The organism is Sphingomonas morindae, assembly GCF_023822065.1.
In the GTDB taxonomy this organism is placed as follows: Bacteria; Pseudomonadota; Alphaproteobacteria; order Sphingomonadales; family Sphingomonadaceae; genus Solisphingomonas; species Solisphingomonas morindae.
This window is the reverse complement of record NZ_CP084930.1, coordinates 656,173-671,492: the sequence shown is the minus strand read 5'-3', so window position 1 is coordinate 671,492 and position 15,320 is coordinate 656,173. Positions and strand designations below refer to the sequence as shown.

The window sequence follows — 15,320 nt, the reverse complement described above, 5'->3', positions numbered from 1 at the left end:
CACCGCGATGAGCGATGATCGCCGCGTCCCTGCCTCCGCTACCGCTCAGGGGTGGCGAACGCGATCACCGCGTTGGCGAAGGCGTCGGGCTCTTCGAGATGCGCAAAATGGCCGCTCCGTTTGAGCAAGGTCAGCCCCGCGTCGGGCAGCCCTTCAAGGAGCGTCGCAGCGTAGCGGGGTCCAAGGATGAAATCCTCGGCGCCGACCATCACGAGCGTGGGCAGCGGCATCGCGGCAAGACGGTGCCGGACATCGAACGGCTCGGCGCCACTCACGAGCATGGTCGCGCCAAGGTTGGCCGCGAGCCGGCCGACGACCGGCGCCGAACGCCGGTGATCCGCGAAATAGACCGGGAGGAGGTTGCGGAGCGCCGTCGTGTAAGCGGCGTCGCTCGCGACCGAGGACAAGGCGGTCCAGCCTTTCTGCACGGAGTCAGCCTCGGGCGTTCCGGCGTGCCGTTCCAGGAAGGCCGCGACCTTCGCGGCGGCCGCCGCCATAAAGTCTCCCCCGGTCCAGGCAGCACCCGCATAAAGCACCAGGCCGGCAAAAGCCTCGGGCCGCTGCAGCGCCGCCTCAAGAGCGACGAATGCACCATGCGAATGACCCAGCAGAAAGGGCCGACCGAGATCGAGCGCGTCGACCAGCCCTAGCATCTGCTCGGCAAAGCGGGCGACCGTGTACCCTGTGGGGTGTGTGGGCAGCACCCCCGATCGACCCGTCCCGATCGGATCGAGGTAGATCATGGTCAGCCGATCTTCGAGCAGCGGGAGCCGTAGATAGCCTGCATCGATGCCGGGGCCGCCCGAATGTACGATGCAATAGGGACCATGGCCGGCGACGTGGAAATGCTGAGTGATCCCACCGACAGTGATGGACTGGCTGCCGGGCGTGACGGGGGTGGGCATGTGGAATCCTTGAAAAGGCGCTCGGCTGTATGAGCCAGCGCAGCGCATCCTGCTTTCGTCCGGGCAGGCCCTGCGGTTACATCGGCCCACGCGAACGGCGCGCAATCAACGACGATGCCCGGCCCGCGCCCGAAAGGCGCAGGCCGGGCTGCCGGCTGTTTCCAGAGTCTGGAGGCTTAGAGGGCGGCCGCGACCGGCTTCGACCATTCGTTCCCCTTCATGAAGGCGTCGAGCGGCGTGTGAACCAGATGGTTGGTGTAGTTGCTCATCACCTTGGTCGCGACGCCCAGCACGACCTCGAGCACGTTGCGCTTGGTGAAGCCGGCGGCGATGAAGGCATCGACATCGGCCGCATCGACCCAGCCACGGTTGCGGACGACAAGGGTCGTGAAGCGGTGCAGCGCCTCGAGGCGCGCGTCGGGAAGCGGCGTGCCGGCGCGCAGCGCCTCGATCACGCCCGCCTCCATCTTCTGCATCTTGGCCAAGGTGGTGTGGCCGGCCATGCAATAGTGGCACTCGTTCTCGAAATTGGCGGTAAGATAGACCACCTGCTGCTCGTGCGCCGTCAGCGTCGACTTGGAGAAAAGATCCCATAGGGCCGTGTAGCCGGCGAGGAGTTCGGGTGCCTCGGCCATGTACGATTGAAGGTTGGGGACGAAGCCGAAGGCGCTCCTTACGCCTTCAAAGATCGGGCGCGCCGCTTCCGGTGCGCTGTCGATGGTGTGCGATGTGAACTGGGTCATCTCTGTTTCCTTCAAGGCGTGTGGTTCCGACCCGCTTTGATGTGCCCCCATCCTCATCTTCGACGAAGACGGCTTCTCGGACTAACGCCTATGCCGATGAGGAATGGGCAGGATCGGTAGCGTTCGCGGCGCTGTTCGCGTGCGCGCCGGCAGGAGAGCCCCCCGCAGCGCCTGCGGAGTGGATTTGGGCCGGATGAAGATCAGCTATCGCCGCCGCGTCGGACCGGTGCGCGGTGCCTGCGTGGTGTTCTCGATGCGCGGCGAGGCGAGGAAGCGGATCACGGGAGCGAAAAATTGCGAGGGCTGTTCGATCCAGGGGAAGTGACCCGACCGATCGATGGACACGAGCCTTGAGTTCGCGATGCCCCTCTTGATCCGCTCGGATTCTGCAAGGGCGCAGGCAGGATCCTGGCGTCCTTCGACGATCAGGGTCGGGGCGCTGATCTTCGCGAGATCATCGAGTGGCGGCGCTTCGGAAGGAGGTGGCGATTCCTTGTAGGCCTTGTTCATCGACGCGCTCATCGGCTTCGTCATCGCCTTCAGCAGAGCCGGCAGATCCCTATGGGGATCGTAGAAGAAGACACCCGCATAGCTTTTGAAATCGCGCGTGAACTCCGCATCATTTCGCGGTGAGGATGCCCGCATCCGCGCCGCATAGGCCGCGAATTCCGGGTGCGTTCGACGCCGGGCGTCCTCGCTTTTCTCCACTGGGCCGGCCGGCTCGCCGTACCCGAGGAGCTGCGACCCGATCAGCACCAATCGCTTCACCCGGGCCGGATGCTCCTCGGCATAGAGGATGGCGATCGCGCCGCCATTGGAATGGCCGATCAGATCAAGCGTTTTGAGTCCGAGATACGCGCGCAGCCGCTCCAGGTCCTCGGCGAGATCGGCATTGGTGAGGCGATCGCCCTTGGAGACGGGTGTCGACAGCCCGGTGCCCCTGGGATCATAGGTGAGGACGGTGAAGTGCTCGGTCAGCGGCGCCAGGCCCTTTTCTAGATATTCGGTGCCGATGCCCCAGCCAGGTGCCTGGACGATCAGGAGCGGCCCCTTGCCCGCGATGGCATAGTGAAGCGTCAGCGTTCCCAGCCTCGCCACATGGTTGCCGGGCGCAAGTCGCGTGGTTCCGAGGCGCGGATGGCCGCTGGATCCCGGTTGTCCGATCAGGGCCAGGGTGGCGAACAGGAGTGCGCACACGCTCTTGTTTCTCATCGATGCTCCTCGTCGAAGGCGGTCGTGTCCCGCCGCGCTGTCTCGCCTCGGGCGAAACAGCAGGCCGGCATCCGTCAAGCGGAGGTGCCGCCGTCGATGCGCAGATTGGCTCCCGTGATATATCCCGCCTGCGAACGCGCGAGATAGGCGACCAAATCAGCCACCTCGTCCGGCTCACCCAATCGGCCGACCGCGGTGGACGAGGCAAACTCGCTCAACTTGTCGTCGCTCGCCTCCTTGAGCAGCCTGGTCAGCACGCGCCCGGGCTGAACATTGTTGATCGTGATCCCGCGCTCGCCAAGCTCGCGCGCCAACCCGCGCGTCAGGCTCGCCAGCGCTCCTTTGGACATGGTGTAGGCGGCGCGGCCCTTGTACGGCATAAAGTCACTTCCGATGCTGCCGATATTGATGATCCGTCCGCCGCGCTCCATGCGCGGCGCGGCCGCTTGGATCGCGGCAAAAGGCCCACGCACGTTGACCGCATACGCTTCGTCGAACCGCTCGATCGACACGTCTTCCATCAGCCCGGCGGCAAGAATACCGGCATTGTTCACCAATATGTCGAGCCGGCCGAACATATCGTATGTCTGTTCTGTCGCCGCCACGACTTCTGACACCTTGCCCATATCCGCCTTGATCGCCATGGCCCTTACGCCATGACCCTGAATCTTCTCCACGAGAGCAGCGGCCTCCGCCCCGGAGACGTGATAGGTCACGCTAACATGCGCTCCGGCGGCGGCCAGGCGAAGTGCGATTGCGCGACCAATGCCGCGGCCCGCTCCGGTCACCAGAGCCACCTTGCCCCTAAGTTCGTCACCCATGTTGATCGCTTTCCAGAACGGCACCTCGGCGAGGTGCGACAATGATGAGGTGCTTCGCGGCCGAACCGGCTTATGATCGAGAATGACTGCGGTATGCCGCCAAGTAATCGATGATCTCGTCGATCTCATGATCGGGTAGTCGTGCGGCGTCGAAGGCCGGCATTTGCTGCGCAGGCCAGTGTCGGAGCGACGCCGGATTTCGGATATAGCGGTGAAGCGCCGCCCGTTGAAAATACGCAGTCGGGTTCATGGGTCGGTTCAAATCCGGGCCGATCGTCCCCTCGCCCTGTCCATCGATTTTGTGGCAGCTCAAGCAATTGGCCACGAAAAGCGCCCGCCCGTCGCGCACGTTCGCGCTCGCCCCGGCGACACTGGCGGGATTGAGGACCGACCAGCGATCGTCCGGTGCCGTCGTCACCCGCAGCGCCACGATCTGGTAGGGCCAATATTCTGCGGGCACCCGCTGTGCGTGCGGTCCGATCCACACGATGTAGAATGGGCCGGCACTCACAGACTTGCCCGGCAAGGCCCGCCACTGTGAGCCCGGATCTTCGACCGCCAGATAGGCGATCGGCAAGGAGGGATCGCGGTTGCGTACCATGGAGAGCGGAAGATGGGCTACAAACCCATCAGCGGCCGCGGCCTCGAGCATTCCCGCACGGGCGCTCGCTCCATCGATCAGGTGAGCCAATGGAATGGCGTGGTAGGTGGCTCGATCGTGGTAGCTCACATCGTCCACCACCTCGATCCGCACCACATCTTTGCGGGCGAGCAGGGCGGCAGCGCCCTTGATCCAGAAGCGGCCGTCACCGGTTTCGACCCGGACGGATTGGGCAGGGTGCGCCGCGCGATGATCCATGGGTGGCTGGGACGGGGAGGCCCGATCGCACGATGCCAGAGCGCCGGCTGACAAGAGCAGGCCCAGACACGTCCAATTGGCCGCTCCCACCGAGGATGAGCGCGCCCGCTGAGAAGCGTGTTTAAAGAGACTTGGAACGCTACGCATATAATCGATACGGCTTGAGGCAGGGCTCGGTTACAGGTCAGGCTCCTGAACAGGCGACCCGTTCACGGCATGTCCGGGTCGCCGCGGCTTGCGGCGATCGTCGATCGCGGCCAATCGCGATCATTCTGGATGCCTCGCCAGAAAATTCATTATCAGGTAAGCGATCTCATCTACTTTCTCGTCCAGCGCAAAATGCCCGGCGTCGAGTATGTGGATCTCCGCGTCGGGAAGGTCGCGTCGATAGGCTTCCGCGCCCGCGGCGACAAAGGATGGATCGTTGCCGCCCCATGCAATCAGCGTCGGCGGTCGGTGTGCGCGCAACCAGACCTGCCAGCTTGGATAGGCATCGACGTTGGTTCGATAATCGTAGAGCAGCGCGGCCTGGATCGCCCGCTGCCCCGGCTTTGACAGGTGCGCAAACTCGTCGGTCCAGCTGTCCGGGTCGTACCGCTCGGGGTGGGCGGTTCCGGCAATGTGGCGCTGCTTGGTCGCGTCGAACGAAAGGAAGGCGTCGACCACCTCGGCGTGGTCGGAGGGAGCGTTCCAGAACGCGGCGATCTTGGCCCATTTCGCGCCGAGCCCCTCCCGATAGGCGTTGCCGTTCTGGACGATCAGCGTCTGAAGGCGCTCAGGATGCGCGAGCATGATGCGGTAGCCGACCGGCGCGCCGTAATCGTGCAGGTAGAGTGAGTACCGACCGATCCCGAGCCGCTCGAGCAGCGCATTGGTGGTCCGCGCGAGATGGTCGAACGTATAGGCATAGGCGCTGGGCGCGGGCGCGTCGCTCTGGCCGAAGCCGGGGAAGTCCGGTGCGATCAGGTGGTATCGTGTCGCAAGCAGCGGGATTAGCGTGTTGAACTCGCGCGACGAGGAGGGGAAGCCGTGGAGCAGGACCAAAGTGGGCGCATCTTTGGGCCCAGCTTCGCGGTAGAACATGCCCACGCCGTCGACGTCCACCTTGTGGAAGATCGAGGTGGCCGATGTCGACGGCAGCGGTGACGCGGCGGCAAGGGCCAGCGCCGCGGCGCCGGTGACAAGGGAGGGCATCCGACTAGCTCCTTATTCAGCCGTTCCGGGCTTCGGGCGCGCGACGGTCGGCGCGGTCTCGAACATTCGGGATGAGACATTCTTCATCGATCTATCTGCCAAGCAGCAAAGCTGGGGCGGAAGATGGCATGCCCGACCGGATCCGGAAGGCTGCTGCTAGGACTAACGCCTATTGCTCCCGAGAATAGGAACGCCTGCGGAAGGAGCAGGAGAATGCATCTGGCGATATGCAGATTTACAGCGCGCGCTCGAGACCGAGCAGCCGATCGAGCGACCAGTTGCCGCCACCCCAGGCGATCAGCGGCAGGAGCAGCCCCGCCCAGCTGAGATGGGTCGGCCAGGCATCGGGATAAACGAAGATCTCGATGACGCTGGTCATGCCGAGCAGCGCGAGCGCGGCGGGGCGCGTGAACAGGCCCAGCGTCAGCAGGATCGGAAACAGGTGTTCGGAATAGGTCGCTGCATGCGCCGCGACGACGGGATCCATGAAGGGCAGTGCATAATCGGTCCGGAACAGCTCGTAGGTCGCGTCGGTGATATGAAGCACGCCGTCCACCTTGGTGCGGCCGGACATGAAGAACACCGCCGCGATGCCGAGACGCGCGACGAGCAGGAGGAGGGACTGCGGGAGCAGGCGCGCGGCGAGCGCATCGAAACGATCGTAAGGTCGGACGGGCGAGGACATAGGCTTCCTGGTCGCTTTGGGTTGGGCGGGTCCGCCGCGCCTCCTCGAGGCACGGCGGCGCAGGCGCGATCACGCCTTCGGGGTGAGCGAGCCGAAGCCCTTGGGCGTCTTGATGGTGGTGCAGGTGCCCGCCTTGACCAGCTTCCAGGCGTTGCCCTGATAATTGGCGCTCGACGTGCCGGCGCAGCTCGTGCCGGCTCCGGCCTTGCAGTCATTGTGGCCGGCAAGGGCGACGCCGTAGCATTTTTCCATGGCCGGCTTCTGGTCGGCTGCATGGGCGGCACCGGCGGCAAGGCTGAGCGCGAGCGTGGCGGCGAAGGCCGCGTGGGTCTTGGTCATGGTCGTATGTCCTGAGTTGGTCGCCCCTGCTCTCGGCGCGGGCACCCCGCGGTGATCCGGGCGAGGGGCCTGGCTGGATCACGACGCTGTCTACGCGGCTCGGTGGCGCCCGGTTACAGATGGGGGTTCGCGCCAGCGTCGAACCGGGTGTAACCATCCCATGCCCGCCCGCGTAAGCGGATCAGGAGCGTGAATGCAGATCAGCGAAGTTCAACTGAAAAGCTGGATGACGGGCGGGTTGGACGGCGATGCCGCCGCCCATGCCGCCCTGCTGCGCGCCTTGGTTCCGCTGCTTCGCGCGTTTTATCGCCGTCGTCTGCGGGGTGCCGAGGACGATATCGAGGATCTGGTGCAGGAAACGCTCATCTCCGTTCATACCCGGCGCGAGAGCTACGACAGGGATCGACCGTTCACGGCCTGGCTTTATGCGATCGCGCGCTACCGGATGATCGACCATCTCCGTCGCCAGAAGGTCAGCGTGCCTATCGAGGATGTCGAGGCGATCCTCGTCACCGAGGGTTTCGCCGAGGCGCTCGGCGCGCGCCTCGATGTCGACAGCCTCCTGTCCACGCTTCCCGCGAAACAGGCCAAGGCGATCAGGGCCACCCATATCGATGGCTTGAGCGTTGCTGAGACGGCGGCGCGCGATCAGATCGGCGGCTCTGACGTGAAGGTGTCGGTCCACCGTGGCCTGAAGGCGCTGGCCTCGCGCATCATCGGGGACCGACTATGAATACGGATCAGCTGATCCAGTCGCTCAGTGCCGATGTCCGGCCCGTCTCGCGCCGTGCGGTCGGGCGTCGGATCGGCGTCGGCCTCGCCGGCGGTGCCATCGTCACCCTATTCCTGGTGGTGACGGTGCTGGGGATCCGCCCCGACCTGCACCGCGCGATGCACGGATTCTCCTTTTGGATGAAGTGGATCTACACGGGCTCCTTGGGGATCGGCGCGGTCGTCGCGGTGCGTCGCCTCGGCCGCCCGACCGGCGCGCCGCTCAGCAGTCTCTGGTTCCTCCTCGTGCCGGTCCTGCTGTTGGCGGGCATCGGTATCGGCGAGCTGGCAAGCACGCCGTCCGAGCGCTGGCTGGCGATGTGGCTGGGAGTGAGCTGGAAGGTCTGCCCCTGGCTCGTGCTCGTCCTGGCGGCGCCGATCTTCATCGGATTGCTCTGGTCATTCAGACGGCTGGCCCCGACGCGGCTGCGCGCGGCGGGCGCCGCCGCCGGGCTTGCCGCCGGCGCTTGGGCCGCCACGATTTACTGCATCCACTGCCCGGAAGTGTCCGCGCTGTTCGTGCTCACCTGGTATAGCCTGGGGATCGTTCTAGCGGCTCTCGCCGGCGCCTTGGTCGGGCCGAGACTGCTGCGCTGGTGATGTAACCGGCATCGTTCGTGCGCCGTAGGAAAGGGGCCATCTGGGCACAGCCTTTCACGGAGTACGTCATGACCTCTTCCAAGTCCGTCAGCTTCGCCGCCGCCGCCGCGCTCATCGCCCTTTCGGGCGCCGCCATCTCCAGCCCGGCGGTGGCCGGCTCGGCCAAGCAGGTGCACTGCTACGGCGTCAACAGCTGCAAGGGCACCTCGGACTGCAAGTCCGGCAATCATGACTGCAAGGGCCAGAATGACTGCAAGGGCCAGGGCTTCAAGGCGGAAACCGCCAAGCAGTGCAAGGCCGATGGCGGCAGCCTCACCGAGAAGTGATCGGCCGGGGCCGGCCGCTGCGGTGGTCGGCCACCTTTCCAGGAGCGCAAACCATGTTCGCGACGCACCAGTTCGGCCTCGGGCTTCGCAAGCCGCATTATGGCGACTTTCTTGATCGTCCCGAGCCTGTTCCCGTCGATTTCGTCGAGGTGATCTCCGAGAATTTCATGGTCGAGGGCGGCCGTCCGCTGGACGTGCTCCGGCGCGTTCGCGAGCGCCATCCCGTCGCGCTGCATGGCGTCTCCATGTCGATCGGATCAGCCGACGGGCTCGATCCCGACTATCTGCGCCGGTTGCGCGCGCTCGCGGATGCGATCGATCCGATGTTCGTCTCGGACCATCTCAGCTGGTCGCGCATCGAAGGCTTCAACAGCCACGACCTGCTGCCGCTACCCTACACGCCCGAAGCGCTCGACACCGTCTGCGCGAACATCGCGCGCGCCCAGGACGCGCTCGGCCGGACGATGCTGGTCGAGAATCCGTCGAGCTATATCGCCTTCCCCGGTGAGATGACCGAATGGGCGTTTCTCGACGCGATATGCGCGCGCACTGGCTGCGGGCTGCTGCTCGACGTGAACAACATCTATGTCAGCGCGGTCAATCACGGCTTCGATGCGCTCGCCTATCTCGAAGGCATTCCCGCCGAGCGGGTGCGCCAGATCCATCTGGCGGGACACAGCCAGGGCAGGGCGCTGTTGATCGACACGCATGACAAGCCGGTGCCGCCCTCGGTCTGGCAGCTCTACGAGGCCGCGATCGGCCGCCTAGGCCCCGTCGCGACGATGATCGAGCGCGATGATGACATTCCTCCGCTCGACGACCTGCTGGTCGAGCTGGACTGCGCCCGCACCATCGCCAGCCCCAAAGCGCACAAGGAGGCGGCATGAGCTTGCGCGCCCTTCAACGGGACTTCCGGACCTGGCTGACCACCGAGGGCGCCGACGCGGCCCACCGGCTCGCCGGTGCCCGGGCGGCGGGCCCGGCGGTCTACCTCAACAATTATCGCGGACAGCTGATGGCGAGTCTCTCGGAGAGTTTCGCCGCGACGCGGGCCTGGTTGGGAGACGCCGCGTTCGAGGCGGCAGCGGCGCACCATATCGAGCGGCGTCCGCCGCACAGCTGGACGCTCGACGCCTATGCCGTCGGCTTTCCCGAAACGCTCGCGACGCTCTATCCCGGTGACGCCGAGATACACGAGCTTGCATGCCTCGAGATGACACTGGGCGTGGTCTTTGTCGGCCCGGACGCCGACCCGATCGATCCTGCCATCCTGCCGGATGTCGATTGGGATCGGGCGTCGATCCTGTTCCTTCCGACGCTCCGCATCGTGCCTGCCACGACCAATGCCGCCGCGATCTGGTCGGCGATCGCCGCCGGCCACGTGCCACCGCCCGCGGAGTCGCTGCCGGAGCCGGCCGCACTCGCCATCTGGCGGCAAGGGTTTACGCCCAGCTTCCGCACGATCGAACGGGGCGAGGCCGAGGCGATCCGCGCGCTTCAGCAAGGGGCGTCGTTCGGCACTCTCTGCGCAGAGGCGATCGCCCGCTGGGGCGAGGAACAGGGGCCGATGCAGGCCGGCGCCTGGCTTGGGGAGTGGATCCGGGACGGGATCATCGCGCGCATCGAGGCGCGCTGAGACAGTCAGGTATCAGGGACGCGCGCGGACAAGTGAGCGACAGGATCGTCGAAGCGGCCGCCGCGAAGCCGAGAAAGGGATCGATCGCGTTCATGGTCTGTCCGCAGGAAAGCCGCCTCAGGCGGCCCGGAAGCGCATCGCCACGCCGTTCATGCAGTAGCGGAGCCCCGTCGGTTGCGGCCCGTCCTCGAAGACATGGCCGAGATGGCCGCCACAGCGCGCGCAATGGACTTCCGTGCGGACTTCAAGCAGCGATCGGTCGACCCGCTCGCCGATCGCGCCGGGCAGGTGATCGGAGAAGCTGGGCCAGCCCGTGCCGCTGTCGAACTTGGTGGCCGACGCGAACAGCGGCAGCGCGCAGCCGGCACAGACGAAGGTGCCGTGCCGGTGCTCGCTGTTGAGCGGGCTGGTGAACGGATATTCCGTCGAGGCCTGGCGCAGCACGGCATAGGCCTGAGGAGGCAGGCGCTTGCGCCATTCGGCATCGGTGAGGCGATAGGGGGCCGGTGCGGCGCTCGCGGGCGCCGGCGACAGGCCGAGGCGCCATAGCGCCGCGCCCGCGGCGGTGGCGGTGCAGAGGCTGAAGAACCGGCGGCGGCTTGGGATTTGGGCTGTGCTGGTCATGCCTCTCCTACGCTCGATCGGATCAGCCGGTTACGCGGCGGCGCGCGTAACCCGAGGGCCAGCTGCGGCGTAAAAGGGAAGAGTCACCCGCTGGAGGTTGTGATGCACCGCGCGTTGATACCGTTCGCCCTTTCCTCTGCGGCAGCCGCGGTCCTTGCCGTTACAGGTCCGGGCTATGCGCAGGAACTTGCCGTGCAGGCGCCGCGCGCCAAGATCGTGGAACCCGCGCGAGGCGCGCGCGAGACCGCGATCTTCGCCGGCGGCTGTTTCTGGGGCGTTCAAGGCGTTTTCAGCCACGTCAAAGGCGTGATCAGCACGACGTCCGGATATACGGGCGGACGCGCCGCGACCGCGCACTATGAAGACGTCTCGACCGGCACCACAGGCCACGCCGAATCGGTGAAGGTCGTGTTCGATCCGCGCCAGGTGAACTATGCGGATCTGTTGCGGATCTACTTCTCGGTCGTCGCCGATCCCACGCTCGTCAACCGCCAGGGGCCCGATCACGGCACCCAGTACCGGACGGCGCTGTTTCCGACGTCGCCGTCTCAGGCGCAGGTGGCCCGCGCCTATATCGACCAGCTCACCGATGCCCATGTCTATGGCCGCCCGATCGCGACCCGCCTCGAGACGCAGCGCGGCTTCTACCCCGCGGAAACGTACCATCAGGACTTCATGGCGCGTAATCCGACCTACCCGTATATCGTGATCAACGATCGCCCCAAGGTCGACGCGCTCAAGCACCTGTTCCCGCAGGCCTGGAAGGCTTGACCCGCGCTTCTCCCTGAGAGGACTCCCCCATGACCACGCACCTCCGCCGGTCCGTGCCGGCTTTCCTCCTGGGCGCGACAGCGATGGCGACCGCCTCCTTGCACGGAACCGCAAGTCTCGCGGCGCCCGCGAAGCCACCCGTCGTCGTCGAGCTGTTTCAAAGCCAAGGCTGTTCGGACTGCCCGCCCGCGCAAGAGAATCTCAACCGCCTCGCGGACCGGCCAGACGTGCTCGCGCTCTCCTTCGGGGTGAGCTATTGGGATTATCTCGGCTGGAAGGACAGCTTCGCCTCGCCGCAATTCACTCAGCGCCAGCGGGACTATTCGGCGGCGAACAACGGGGCCGGCGTCGCCACGCCGCAATATTGGATCAACGGCCGCCAGACGGTGCTCGGGGCGAATCCGGCGCGTGTTGCCCAGCTCATCGCGCAAGGCGGTCCGCGCGGACCGTCGATCCTTCTTGCCGATGATCGCGTCCAGATCGGGCAGGGCGCGGCGCCCAAGGGCGGCGCCGACATTCTGCTCGTCCGCTACGACCCGAGAACCATTGCAGTGCCGATCCGCGCCGGGGAGAATGGCGGGAGGACGGTGGCGCATCGCGACATCGTGCGCGAACTCGTGCGAATCGGCCGGTGGAACGGCGGCCCGCAGGCGGTGCGCCTGCCGGCATCGCGCGTGCCGGGGCTCAGGACGGCGATCCTTGTGCAGGCGGGAAAGGGAGGCCCGATCATCGCGGCCGCAAAGGGCTGATCGGCCGCTTCGGGAACGATCATGCCCGATCAGCTCAATCCTGGATCGACCCAGGGTGAGCGGCGATCGCGACCTTGGAGGCCATTCGAAGCCGAGCAGCTGCAAGCGCGCCCAATCGAGCTTTTGCGACCCCGACCATCAACCCGCCACCGTCAGCCGCCTTAGCTGCTCGCTCGTGACGCGCGTGCGCGGGGCGAAGGCCCCGCCTTGCATATAGGCGGAGAGGCTGGCGATCATCTGTTGGCTCACCGGATCGGCACAATCCTCCGCGCGCGTCGAGAAGCCGCAGACGATCGCGCGGCCGCGGCCGAGCTGCGCTTCGATCATCAGCGCAAGCGGCCGCGCCGTCACCCAATCGTCGATGATGCGGACGATGGGCGACAGACCGGGCGGCAGCAGATCGAGCCGCAGCGCACCGGCGCGGTGGATTAAATACCACCATTGCCAATTGCTGTGCGCCTCGGTGGGGAAATGCGCCAGCGCCGGATGCTCCGGATCGCAGAGCAGGCCCAAGGTCGTCGGCGGTTGGCGGCCGGTCCAGGCGGTGTTCCAGAAAAGGCTGGAAAAGCCGAGCTTCACCGGAGTCTCGGCGTAGTTGGCGATGGTCTTGGGATGCAGGCCGATCAGCGCGTCGCCGCCTTCCTCCAGATGGCGGAGCGTTTCGGCATCGAACCCGCTGGCGTGGCGCAGACGATCCACGGCCCGCAGAGACGGCGTGGGACGAGCCGGATAGATCCAGATATCCCAGTCATTCGCCGCGATCTGCCGCGCGCCCTGGCGCACCGTCACCTCCAGCCGCGCGGCGGTCGCGCGGGGGGCGGAGAGCGGACATTTCACCGCCAGATCGAGCGGCGCATTGCCGATGGGAATGCGCCTCCCCGGGAACCGCCCCTCGGCGAGCATCGCCCCTTCCTCCGTGCGGATCGTCCAGCCGATCTCGGCCTCGTCCAGCGCCGTCGCGCCGAAATGGGCGATGTCGATCGTGAAGGCGAAGTCGGCGCCGGCGCGGGCGATGCGGCTGGCCATGCGCACCAGGGGCACGGTCGGCGCGCAGAAGCGGCGGAACGCGGCCGCCGTCACATAGGCCTTCTCGTCCCAAAAGGGATCGGCGATGCCCACCAGGGCCGTACCCTGCCCGGGGAAATCCTGAACGCCGAGCAGCTGGAAGCCGCCCATGCCGGGCGTGCGCAGCGCGCTCTCGATATCCTCCTTATAGCATTGGACCTGCAGCTTGCCCGAGCTGCGGACAAAGGCGGATGCGAGCGGCAGCAGCCCGTTCGCGCGGAGCCGATCCTCGAAAATGTCGAAATTCTTCGGCTTGAGATAGCCGGAATATTTGGGCCGCTCGTCGAGATTGGGGTAGACGCACCATTCGCCGATTTCATGGCTCACCACCGGCGCCGCATAGCGGGCGATGAAGTCCCGATAATCGGTTTGCGTTTCCGGCGGCTTGCCATTGATGCGCGAATGGAGGCCCGCGCCCCAATCCTGGATGCGCGGCGTGGGCGTGACATGATATTGGCTCTCGGGCAGCAGCGGCCAACCCGTGCCCGCCGTCCAGAAGCGCCGCGGATCGCGCGCGCGGAAATGGCGCACATAGCCGGCGAGAAAGGCATCGCGTCGCGCCTCGGCGGGCTTGCCGCCGCTGCCTTCGCCCGGCTCGTTGCCATGGCTCATCAGCAGAAAGGACGGGTGGTTGCCGTGCTCGGCCAGCACGCGCTCGGTCTCGTCATAGACCCAGCGATCGACGGGCTGGCCCTGGCCGATCGCGACCGACTGGTTGGCCCAGACGGTCTCGATCTGGAGATAGATGCCCGCCGCGTCGGCCGCCTCGAAGGCCGCGGCGGGCGGGCAATAGCTGTGGAACCGAAGATGGTTGAGCCCATAGTCGCGGACTCGCTGCATAAGCCGGTCCCATTCCGGCCTTGTGGTGGGCGGATGGCCCGTCAGCGGCCAGATCGCGCATTCGAGCGTGCCGCGCAGCATGAGAGGGCGGCCGTTGAGCGTGAAGCCCTCGGGCCCGCCGCGCAGATCGCGCCAGCCATAAAGCCCCTCCCAGCGCGTGCCGTCGCCGAGGCTGAGCGTGGCGCGGTGGAGCACGGGCGTGAATTCGCTCCAGGGCCGCAGCGCCTCGGCCTCTCCCGCGTCGAACGCCAGACGCGCGTCGAAGGCGGCGCCGTCCTCCGCCCAGTCCAGTGCGGCCTGGCTGGTGCGGCCGCCCGCCTCGAGCTGCACCATCTGCGCCCGCCGGCCCTTGCCGATCGCGGCAACCCGTCCGCGCACCACCAGCGTTCGGTTGGGCAGATCGGGATGTAGCTCAACGCCCTCGAACCAGTGCGGCCCGTCGGCGCGCAGCTCGATGCGGCCGGTGATGCCGTTCCAATTGCCCTGGGTATGGTCGGTCACGCCATGCCCGTTATGGCCGATCTCGACGATCATGCGATTGTCGACACGGATCGTCAGCCGGTGCCGCCCCGGCGCCAGCGCGCCAAGCCGGTAGCGGTGCGGCACGTGCAGCGCCTGGTTCGCGCCGAAGGACCGGCCGTCGATCCAGACCCGGGTCTCCCAATGCGCGCGCTCAAGGAAAAGCTCGATCGACTTGCCGTCCCAGTCGGCGGGAATGTCGATCTCGCGCTGATACCAGGCGGCCCCGCGATACCAATGCGAAGGCTGGAGGAAGTAGGGGAATTTGAACGCGGCGGGATCGCGGTAGCGGGCATAGTCGGGTGAGGTGAAGAAGGATTTGTCGTTGAGATCGCCCGTCCAGGGCGTGTCGACGCTTGGCCTGTTGCCGATCCCGGCCTGTTCCAGCGAGCCGGGCAGTTCTACCATATCCTGCAAGACGCGCGCGAACCAGCCATCGCCGGTGCCACGATCGCCGGGATCCAGCGCCACGCGCCAGTGCTGATCGAGCGTCCGGCTGTCCGCCCCGCCGGCGGAGTGCGCCGCGACAAGGGGCACGGCCAGCAACGGCCCTGCCGCCAGGGTTTTTACGAAAGCGCGCCTGCTGGTCGATATCGGCTGCGACCGTGGTTCGATCGGCGTCATGCCCCACCCCCTCCCGAAAACGAGCGTTCACAAAGCA

17 protein-coding genes are annotated in these 15,320 nt (G+C 66.4%); 7 read left to right on the top strand and 10 right to left on the bottom strand.

Annotation, left to right across the window (positions count from 1 at the left end; genetic code table 11):
- Nucleotides 1-38: 38 nt before the first annotated feature.
- The 8 genes from LHA26_RS03215 to LHA26_RS03180 form a co-directional block, all read right to left on the bottom strand.
- Nucleotides 39-905: an alpha/beta fold hydrolase gene (locus tag LHA26_RS03215; protein WP_252167316.1), complete on the bottom strand. Its 867-nt coding sequence runs from the start codon at nt 903-905 to the stop codon at nt 39-41.
- Between the two features lie 176 nt (nt 906-1,081).
- On the bottom strand, nt 1,082-1,648 hold the full coding sequence (locus LHA26_RS03210) for a carboxymuconolactone decarboxylase family protein (protein ID WP_252167315.1): 567 nt from the start codon (nt 1,646-1,648) through the stop codon (nt 1,082-1,084).
- 204 nt (nt 1,649-1,852) lie between these two features.
- A complete protein-coding gene (locus LHA26_RS03205) occupies nt 1,853-2,860 on the bottom strand; it encodes an alpha/beta fold hydrolase (protein ID WP_252167314.1) in 1,008 nt (335 codons plus the stop codon).
- A gap of 74 nt (nt 2,861-2,934) precedes the next feature.
- Nucleotides 2,935-3,723 carry an SDR family NAD(P)-dependent oxidoreductase gene (locus tag LHA26_RS03200; RefSeq protein ID WP_252167313.1) on the bottom strand — a complete coding sequence of 263 codons (789 nt, stop codon included), beginning with the start codon at nt 3,721-3,723 and terminating at the stop codon, nt 2,935-2,937.
- A gap of 28 nt (nt 3,724-3,751) precedes the next feature.
- A complete protein-coding gene (locus tag LHA26_RS03195; RefSeq protein ID WP_252167312.1) occupies nt 3,752-4,540 on the bottom strand; it encodes a c-type cytochrome in 789 nt (262 codons plus the stop codon).
- Nucleotides 4,541-4,807: 267 nt separating this feature from the next.
- Nucleotides 4,808-5,734: an alpha/beta fold hydrolase gene (locus LHA26_RS03190; protein WP_252167311.1), complete on the bottom strand. Its 927-nt coding sequence runs from the start codon at nt 5,732-5,734 to the stop codon at nt 4,808-4,810.
- 235 nt (nt 5,735-5,969) lie between these two features.
- On the bottom strand, nt 5,970-6,419 hold the full coding sequence (locus tag LHA26_RS03185) for a DoxX family protein (protein ID WP_252167310.1): 450 nt from the start codon (nt 6,417-6,419) through the stop codon (nt 5,970-5,972).
- A 69-nt stretch (nt 6,420-6,488) separates the two neighbouring features.
- Complete coding sequence (locus LHA26_RS03180; RefSeq protein ID WP_252167309.1) at nt 6,489-6,758, bottom strand: BufA1 family periplasmic bufferin-type metallophore; 270 nt, start codon at nt 6,756-6,758, stop codon at nt 6,489-6,491.
- A 193-nt stretch (nt 6,759-6,951) separates the two neighbouring features.
- Between LHA26_RS03180 and LHA26_RS03175 the strand changes: the two genes are divergently transcribed.
- The 5 genes from LHA26_RS03175 to LHA26_RS03155 all read left to right on the top strand — a co-directional run bounded on the left by LHA26_RS03175 (nt 6,952) and on the right by LHA26_RS03155 (nt 10,091).
- Complete coding sequence (locus LHA26_RS03175; RefSeq protein ID WP_252167308.1) at nt 6,952-7,491, top strand: sigma-70 family RNA polymerase sigma factor; 540 nt, start codon at nt 6,952-6,954, stop codon at nt 7,489-7,491.
- Nucleotides 7,488-8,129 (top strand): DUF1109 domain-containing protein, encoded by a 642-nt coding sequence (locus tag LHA26_RS03170; protein WP_252167307.1) that lies wholly within the window; start codon nt 7,488-7,490, stop codon nt 8,127-8,129. The genes LHA26_RS03175 and LHA26_RS03170 overlap by 4 nt, the downstream gene beginning before the upstream one ends.
- Before the next feature lie 68 nt (nt 8,130-8,197).
- Nucleotides 8,198-8,455 (top strand): BufA2 family periplasmic bufferin-type metallophore, encoded by a 258-nt coding sequence (gene bufA2, locus LHA26_RS03165; RefSeq protein WP_252167306.1) that lies wholly within the window; start codon nt 8,198-8,200, stop codon nt 8,453-8,455.
- 53 nt (nt 8,456-8,508) lie between these two features.
- Entirely contained in the window at nt 8,509-9,342 is an 834-nt protein-coding gene (bufB, locus tag LHA26_RS03160; protein WP_252167305.1) for an MNIO family bufferin maturase, read from the top strand.
- Nucleotides 9,339-10,091, top strand: coding sequence for an HvfC/BufC N-terminal domain-containing protein (locus tag LHA26_RS03155; protein WP_252167304.1), 753 nt, complete (start codon nt 9,339-9,341; stop codon nt 10,089-10,091). The genes bufB and LHA26_RS03155 overlap by 4 nt, the downstream gene beginning before the upstream one ends.
- A gap of 117 nt (nt 10,092-10,208) precedes the next feature.
- On the opposite strand, the gene msrB is transcribed toward LHA26_RS03155, so the two are convergent.
- Nucleotides 10,209-10,715, bottom strand: coding sequence for a peptide-methionine (R)-S-oxide reductase MsrB (msrB, locus tag LHA26_RS03150; RefSeq protein ID WP_252167303.1), 507 nt, complete (start codon nt 10,713-10,715; stop codon nt 10,209-10,211).
- Between the two features lie 102 nt (nt 10,716-10,817).
- On the opposite strand from msrB, the gene msrA reads away from it, so the two are divergent.
- Together msrA and LHA26_RS03140 are read left to right on the top strand one after the other, a co-directional pair.
- Entirely contained in the window at nt 10,818-11,486 is a 669-nt protein-coding gene (gene msrA, locus LHA26_RS03145) for a peptide-methionine (S)-S-oxide reductase MsrA (protein ID WP_252167302.1), read from the top strand.
- Between the two features lie 29 nt (nt 11,487-11,515).
- Nucleotides 11,516-12,235: a DUF1223 domain-containing protein gene (locus LHA26_RS03140; protein ID WP_252167301.1), complete on the top strand. Its 720-nt coding sequence runs from the start codon at nt 11,516-11,518 to the stop codon at nt 12,233-12,235.
- A 138-nt stretch (nt 12,236-12,373) separates the two neighbouring features.
- On the opposite strand, the gene LHA26_RS03135 is transcribed toward LHA26_RS03140, so the two are convergent.
- Complete coding sequence (locus LHA26_RS03135; RefSeq protein ID WP_252168278.1) at nt 12,374-15,196, bottom strand: DUF8487 domain-containing protein; 2,823 nt, start codon at nt 15,194-15,196, stop codon at nt 12,374-12,376.
- Nucleotides 15,197-15,320 lie beyond the last annotated feature (124 nt).